Annotated in this window: 2 protein-coding genes; one reads left to right on the top strand and one right to left on the bottom strand. The window is 66.0% G+C overall.

Annotation, left to right across the window (positions count from 1 at the left end):
* The coding region (locus tag VEK15_16935) for a hypothetical protein (protein ID HXV62390.1) at window positions 1-1,332 on the bottom strand (1,332 nt) is incomplete at its 3' end.
* A gap of 17 nt (window positions 1,333-1,349) precedes the next feature.
* Here VEK15_16935 and VEK15_16940 point away from each other — a divergent pair.
* Window positions 1,350-2,670 (top strand): hypothetical protein (locus VEK15_16940; protein ID HXV62391.1); only part of this gene is annotated, 1,321 nt, incomplete at its 3' end.

Genomic DNA, 2,670 nt, shown 5'->3' on the forward strand with positions numbered 1-2,670 from the left:
GAGGACGGAGTACTCCATCGCGAGCAGCCCCTGGCGGTAGGGGGCGATCTCGGTCGGCGTCGGAACCCGCACATCGCGCAACACCTCGACGTCGACGACCAGGCGGCGGGAGTGCTTGGAGTCCCCATCGGCAACGGGCGAAGCGTCCGTCTCCGAAGGCCCGATCGCCTGCGCGTCGGTGACGACGTCGACGGCATCCAGGTCGATCCAGGCGTCCGGATAGAAGTCGGCCGAATCGTTGTACGTGATTCGCGCCCACTCCTCGACCGCGGTGAAATCGGGCGCGAACCGGCCGAGGAAGATCTCGACCTGGCTCCCTCCGCCGCGGATCTTGTTCTCGCCGGCGCCAACGGTGTAGGGGCCGGTCACGACCAGAAACCGAGGGTGATTGGTCCATCGGGGATGATAGACCTCGAAGCCGTCGATCCCCGGGGCGGTATTGATGGTCACGCGCCAGCGCCGCTCTCCCCCGGCGTCGACGAGGGTGAGATTTCGATGCGATCCGTCGAAGATCCAGAGGAGATGACTGTCATCCTGGGAGAATCCCGTCCAACACCCTTCCCCCAGCTCGTGCCACGTACCGGCTTCGAGATTGGCCACGCCCGCTCTGGGCCAGGGGAAGAGCCCGCCAGCAAATCGCCCGTCGCGCGACAGCTGGAACGTGTTGCCGCTCACGCGCTCTCCGGCCCACACGCGCTCCGCCACCGAGGGTTCATTCAGAAGGTGACGAGTGATGACCCGATAAGCGGGCGGGTTTCTTCCCGCTTGCTCCGAGCCGACGTAGACCCATTCTCGGCCGTCCCGCGGATCCTTCCACACCGCGAGCGCAAATCCGCTGACGAGTCGTCTTTCGCCGGTGCCATCCCAGTCGACGATGTGGACGCTGTCCTCAGAGGTTTTCGAGAAGACCACCCGGTCGCCACCGGGAGCGATGAGTGGCTTCGCATAGCTCGACGGCTCGGAGAGGATGGGCCGCTCGCCCAGCTCGTCTCCAGAATCGAGACCCACGAGAACCAAACGTTCGCCGGAGCTGATGATGTCGGTGCCGTCTCCGATGTCGCGAGTCCAGACGACACGAACGGGTGCGCCCGCGAGCCGCTCCGCTTCGAACCCTCCCGGCGTGGGGGATGCCGCCGGAGCGCGCGCGGCCGAGAGCGGGGCATCAGGGCCAGCCGCTTGTGACGCGTCCGGCTTCGAGTCCGCGTCGGGCCGAAGGCACGCGGCCACAAGGAAGAACGAAAGCATCGCGAGCGGCTGTCTCATGACGGTGATCGAGTCTAGCCCAATCCACCTGATGACGTTGGGGCGCCGCTCCATCCGTTTGCTGTACACTCCGGCCCGCCACTCCTATGTCGCTCGTCGCTCTGGCTCTCGCTGCCGCCTCGGCCCTGCAGGCCGCCGAGCCGCTTCCAATCCTTTCCGCATCCGCCGACGACCCGGTCTTCACCACGTACGCGGCGCCCCTTGAACGCTCGGAGTACCTGGTCGACGAGGGCTACCATCTCCGTTTCTACGACGACAGTCGGCCGCTCGAGCTGACCTCGGACAGCGCCGGATCGTGGGGAGTCGGGTTCGAGCTCGGAGATGTCCTCGCACACGAGGTCTCCGCCTATTCGCGCCGGCCAGTGATTCGGCAATCGTATCCGAGCGTCGCTCGATTCGACTTCGAGCCTTTTCACCAAGTGGTCGTCGACGCCCGCTTCGCGGTCTATTCGTCCCGCGCGGCGCTCCTCGGGCTCGAGATTCGCAACGAGAGCGACCGCGAGAAGAAGCTCGGGATCTACGGTTTCGCCCACGCTCCGACAACGGGATTCCACGCCGCTTCCCTGACCGACGGCGGGGACGGCTTCCTCTTTGGGCACGACGAGCCCGTAGACGCTCTGTCGGAGTCGCCCCCACCCGAATATGACGGCCGCTTTCACGACGCGATGCTCGTGGACGGTCCGCTCTCCTCCTTCGGTGGTTATCCCTCGGAATCCGGGCTCCTTCACGAGCTGAATCGAGGGCTCGTCAGCGGCGATCTGTCGCGCCAACCGCGAACCCTGCTGCTGATGCGAGAGATCGTCCTCGCGCCGGGACGATCGTCGTCGTTTCGCCTCGTTCGAGCCGTCGCCCCACTGTCCGAAGAGCGGGACCGTGCGCTCGCCGCGGCGCGATCGGTCCTCGGCGTGGACGTCGCCTCGCTCGAGCGCGACGAGGCGGCGATTCTTTCGAAGGCGCCGCGACTCGCGCTCGACCCCGACGACGAGCTGGTGTACCGCGGCGCTTTGTCCCTCGCGCGCCAGTCGATGCTGCCTCCCGAGGGCCGAACCCGGTTCAACTACTACGTCTTCTCCCGCGAGCCCACCTGGAGCTGGGGCCACGACGGCCAGGTATTCCACGAGAGCCTCTCGATGCTCGCCTACGCCCACCTGGATCCGCAGAGCGCGATGGACTCCCAACGCGTGTTCATGGAAGCGCAGGAGCCGGACGGCTACATCCCCTACCGCGTGGGGCCGTACGTCGTGAGGACGTTTCCCGTCGACGGTCAGAAAACGACTTCCGCTCCCTTCTACTCCTGGATCAACTGGGAGGTGTACCAAATCGCTCGCGACGAACGGTTTCTCGTGCAAGCGTTCGAGTCGGGAAGCCGCTTCTTGGAGTTCCTCCTCGACCATCGCGACGCGGACG

Source organism: Vicinamibacteria bacterium, from assembly GCA_035620555.1.
In the GTDB taxonomy this organism is placed as follows: Bacteria; Acidobacteriota; Vicinamibacteria; order Marinacidobacterales; family SMYC01; genus DASPGQ01.